The sequence below is a fragment of the Pinirhizobacter sp. genome (genome assembly GCF_035317885.1).
Classification (GTDB): domain Bacteria; phylum Pseudomonadota; class Gammaproteobacteria; order Xanthomonadales; family Rhodanobacteraceae; genus Pinirhizobacter.
Map to the genome: position 1 here is coordinate 1 of NZ_DATHFX010000166.1, position 5,031 is coordinate 5,031.

The 5,031-nt window shown below is 66.9% G+C and carries 3 protein-coding genes and 1 pseudogene; 3 read left to right on the top strand and 1 reads right to left on the bottom strand.

The window, feature by feature from the left end:
* Positions 1-229: pseudogene (locus VK519_RS05205) on the bottom strand (MATE family efflux transporter); the annotation flags it as partial.
* Positions 230-402: 173 nt separating this feature from the next.
* Here VK519_RS05205 and VK519_RS05210 point away from each other — a divergent pair.
* The 3 genes from VK519_RS05210 to tal form a co-directional block, all read left to right on the top strand.
* A complete protein-coding gene (locus tag VK519_RS05210; RefSeq protein ID WP_324348071.1) occupies positions 403-1,581 on the top strand; it encodes a DUF3667 domain-containing protein in 1,179 nt (392 codons plus the stop codon).
* 371 nt (positions 1,582-1,952) lie between these two features.
* Positions 1,953-4,127, top strand: a complete 2,175-nt coding sequence (locus tag VK519_RS05215; RefSeq protein ID WP_324348072.1) for a primosomal protein N' — start codon at positions 1,953-1,955, stop codon at positions 4,125-4,127.
* Positions 4,128-4,211: 84 nt separating this feature from the next.
* The coding region (gene tal / locus VK519_RS05220; RefSeq protein WP_324348073.1) for a transaldolase at positions 4,212-5,031 on the top strand (820 nt) is incomplete at its 3' end.

Sequence of the window (5,031 nt, forward strand, 5' to 3'; positions counted from 1 at the left end):
GCGGCACCGACATCATGGTGCCCAGGGCCAGCACCAGGGCCAGCACCCAGATACTGGTGCCGGTGACCACCGCCGCCTGCACGTGCGCACTGAAATGGCCGGCCAGGATGGCGTCGATCGCATTGGGCGCCATCGCCGACAACTGCGCGACGATCAACGGCAGGGCCAGGCGCACGGTCGCCCCGGCTTCGCGGCGGACGCGGGCGCGATCGATGGTGTGAACAGCCATGACAGGGGCAATCGACAACGGGGCCGGCCATTGTACGGGCGATGCGGTAACCGGGTCAGGGCGGATAGTCATGACCCCCGTGCCGAAAGCGAGGGTGCCCGATGGCGCGAGCCGATGGAGGACGGGCTGTGCGATCATTCGCGCCGCCCAGCTTTCGTCCCGGGGAGGGAACGATGTCCAGCAACGAGCTCGCGCCGGCGGCGCCGGAAAACGAACCGGCAGACGCACCGGCATTGCATTGCGCCAACTGCCAGGCGCCCCTGCAAGGCCCGTTCTGCCATGCCTGCGGGCAGTCGGTGAAGAGCGTGCTGCGGCCGATCCACTCGATGGTGGAAGACACCCTGGACATGATCTTCCATGTCGACGAGCGCATCGTGCACACCTTGCCGCCGCTCTTCCTGAAGCCCGGCTTCCTTACCCTGGAGTACTTCGCCGGGCGGCGCGTTCGTTATGTGCAGCCGTTCCGCCTGATGTTCGTGTTCTGCCTGCTGGCGTTCTTCGCCGTGCACCTGGCGGTCGGCTTCGGACAGGGGAGTAGTGCCGAACCCAAGGCGCATGGCGCCCACATCACCACCAAGTGGGATGGCGGCGATACGGGAGAATTCGCCCGCGATACCAGCGAGGAAGGCGTGCAGAAGCGCCTGGACGCCGTCCAGGGCCAGATCGATGCCGCCCGCCATAAGCCTGGCGCGGACACCGCCGCACTGGACGGTGAATCGGCGCAGCGCGTGCACGAGGCCAACCGGCGCATGGCCGAGCTGAACGCCTTCGAGCACAACCACCCCGACGAACGGATCGACCCCAGCCATCCTGAGGAATCCAGCCGCTTCCATATCGGCTGGCTGCCCAAGCTGGTGAACATCCGCCTGGACCAGGGCCTGGTGCGGGTGAAAGCCAACCTGGCCGCCATGAAGGAGGGTGACGCCGACGCCAAGGAACGGTTCATCGCCGGCCTCTTCAGCGTGCTTCCGCAAACCATGCTGGTGCTGTTGCCGATCTTCGCCCTGCTGCTGAAGATCGTCTATATCTTCCGCCGGCGCCTGTACATGGAACACATGATCGTGTCCCTGCACAGCCACGCCTTCCTGTTCCTGTCCGTGCTGCTGGTGGCATTGCTGTCGATGCTGGGCAACCTGCTCAAGCCCCATGCGGTCTGGGCGTACACCGTCACCGGCTGGCTGCAGGCCGCTCTCTTCCTGTGGATGCCGGTGTACCTGTTGCTGACCCAGAAACGGGTGTACCGGCAGGGTTGGATCAAGACCCTCCTGAAGTATTTTTTTGCCGGGTTCTGGTACGCGTGGATGCTGTTCTGGGCGCTGCTGATAGCGGCCGCGATCAGTCTTTCGCATTAGCGCGCCGCCGGGGTTTTGCACAGACGCCCCGGCGCGTCAACCGACGTGACGGGACGGTGACCAGAACATGAACACTGCAAGGCAGGAATTTATAGCCGATTGATTAAAAACAGTTTTTTTGGGTGATCAAAATGTAGTCAGGGTGACCCACGGGGCCCCGCGCCGAGCAAAAAGAGCCTCTCGCCTTCCTCCATCCACAGACTTATCCACAGACGTTGTGGATAAGGTTGAAACCCCCCGACCCATAGAGACTTAGCGATGACATCTCGATGACGGTGATCAATCGCTGCCCAAGGTGATGATCCAGACCGGGAAGCCCCCGCACGCCGGCGGTCGCAGACCCTGCGACGCCGCCCGCTACACTTCCGGCCATGCCTGTCGTCCTTCGCGTTGCCCTGCCCGTTCCCCTGCCCACCCTGTTCGATTACCTGCCGCCCGCCCGCGGCCAGGCCCGGGCCGGTGCACGGGTGCTGGTGCCGTTCGGCAAGGGCAAGGCGGTGGGCGTGGTGGTGGATCCGGCCGCCGAATCCACGGTCGCGGGCGGAAAACTCAAAGCCGCCCTGGAACTCCTGGACGACGCCCCGCTGCTCGATGCCGAACTCCTGGCCAGCGTGAACTGGGCCGCCGATTACTGGCTGGGTGCACCGGGCGAGGCGCTGGTGAATGCACTGCCCCTGGCCCTGCGCGAACCGCGGCCCTTGCCGGCACTGGGCCGTGAAGCCTGGGCCACCACCATGGCCGGCCGCGACGTCCACGCCGCCGGCACGCGCAAGGGCGGCAGCCAGCGCCTGCTCGATGCACTGGCCGACGGCCCGCGCGCCGCCGATGAACTTGACGAGCTCGTTCCCAAATGGCGCGACGCCGGCCGGCGCCTGCTGGAGGCGGGCCTGGTGGAGAAGCTCGAATGGTCCGCCGCCATTCTTCCCCGACGTGGCGCGCCGGCGCCGCAGCTGACCGCCGAACAGGCCGCAGCGGTGTCGGCCATCGGCGAATCGTTCGGCCAGTTCCAGCCCTTCCTGCTTGATGGTGTCACCGGCAGCGGCAAGACCGAGGTTTACCTGGCCCTGATCGAACAGGCGCTGGCCGCCGGCAGGCAGACGCTCATGCTGGTGCCGGAGATCGGCCTGGCGCCGCAGACGGTGCGGCGCCTGCGCGACCGCCTGGGCGTGGCGGTGGAAGTGCTGCATTCGAACCTGTCCGAAGGCGACCGCGCCCGTGCCTGGCTGCGCGCCCGCGACGGTAGCGCTCGCGTGGTGCTGGGCACGCGCTCGGCGGTGTTCACGCCGCTGCCCGAGGCTGGCCTGATCGTGGTGGACGAAGAGCACGATGGTTCCTACAAGCAGCAGGAAGGCTTCCGCTACCACGCGCGCGACCTCGCCCTGGTGCGTGCCCGCGCGCTGGGCGTGCCGGTGGTATTGGGTTCGGGCACGCCGTCGCTGGAGAGCCTGGCCAACGTCGATGCAGGCCGCTACCGCGAACTGCGCCTGCGGGTGCGGCCGGGCGCCGCCCAACCCACGCGCGTTCAGATCGTGGACATGCGGACGCAACGGCTCGACCACGGCCTGTCGCCAACCTTGATCAACGCGGTGGCGGCGTGCCTGGCGCGTGGCGAGCAAGCCCTGGTATTCCGCAACCGCCGCGGCTATGCGCCGGTGTTGCTGTGCCATGCCTGCGGCTGGCATGCCGACTGCACGCGCTGCGAACGGCCGATGACACTGCACGCCGGCCGCCGCCGGCTGGTGTGCCATCACTGCAACCGGGAACAACGCCTGCCGGAGGCCTGCCCGAACTGCGGGACCAAAGAGCTTCGACCGCAGGGCCAGGGCACCGAGCGGCTTGAAGAAGCGCTCACCGCACGCTTTCCCGATGTCCCCGTGCTGCGCGTGGATCGCGAGACCACGCGCCGCCGTGACGCCTTCGAAGAACTGCTCGGCTCGCTGGCCGACGAAAAGCCGGCGATCCTCGTCGGCACGCAGATGCTGGCCAAGGGCCACGACCTGCCCAACCTCACGCTGGTGGCCATCGTCGGCGTCGATGAAGGCCTGCACAGCGTGGACTTCCGCGCCAACGAACGACTCGCCCAACTGGTGGTGCAGGTGGCCGGGCGCGCCGGACGCGCGCGCAAACCGGGCACGGTGATCCTGCAGACCCACCATCCCGACCACCCGATGCTGCGCACCCTGCTGCAGTCTGGTTACGGCGCGGTCGCGGCACAGCTGCTGGACGAACGGCGGCTGACGGAACTGCCACCCTTCGGCAGCCAGGTGCTGTTGCGCGTGGACGCGCTGGGCCGCGACGCCGTCGATGCCTTCCTGGCCGGCGCATTGGCCGCGATCCCGCCCGAGGCCGGTTGGGGCGTTGCAGGTCCCATGCCTGCGCCCATGCCGCTGCGGGCCGGCCGCCACCGGGGCCAGCTGCTGGTGGAAGCTGCCACGCGCGGCAAGCTTCACGCCTTCCTCAAGACATGGGCAGCCCGCCTGGCGGCCGTCCCCGGGGCGCGCAAGGTGCGCTGGTCGCTGGATGTCGACCCGGTGGATCTTTACTAGCCGCCATCGACACCTTGGCAACGAGCGGTCTGGTACATATGTTGGTTCAGTTATAGCCCCCTTCGAACCCTAAGGATGTCCCCCATGGCGAGCCAACTCGAACAGCTGCGCAAGATCACCACCGTCGTCTCCGATACCGGCGATATCCAGGCGATCGGCAAGTGGAAGCCGGTGGACGCCACCACCAATCCTTCGCTGCTGCTCAAGGCCGCCGGTGACGCCGGCTACGCCCCGCTGATCGACGAGGCCGTGGCCTGGGCCAAGGGCAAATCGAAAGACCGCCAGCAGCAGCTGACCGATGCCAGTGACCACCTGGCCGTGCAGGTCGGGCGGAAGATCCTGGACATCGTGCCCGGTCGAGTGTCCACCGAAGTAGACGCACGCCTGTCCTTCGATACCGACGCCTCCATTGCCAAGGCCGAGCGCCTGATCGGCATGTACAACGACGCCGGCATCAAGAACGACCGCATCTTCATCAAGCTGGCTTCTACCTGGGAAGGCATCCGCGCCTCCGAGTACCTGGAAAAGAAAGGCATCAACTGCAACATGACGCTGCTTTTCAGCTTCGAACAGGCGCGCGCCTGCGCCGAAGCCGGTGCCACGCTGATCTCGCCCTTCGTCGGCCGCATCTTCGACTGGTATGTCGAGCACACCGACAAGAAGGTATATGCGCCGGCTGAAGACCCTGGCGTGCAGTCGGTGCGCCGCATCTACGACTGGTTCAAGCTGCACGGCTATCCGACCGTCGTGATGGGCGCGAGCTTCCGCAACATCGGCCAGATCCAGGCCCTGGCCGGCTGCGACCGCCTCACCATCAGCCCGGACCTGCTGCAAAAGCTCGAAGAGAACCAGGACGACCTGCCCCGCGCACTGTCCGACAACGGCAAGCGCGAAGACCGCCAGT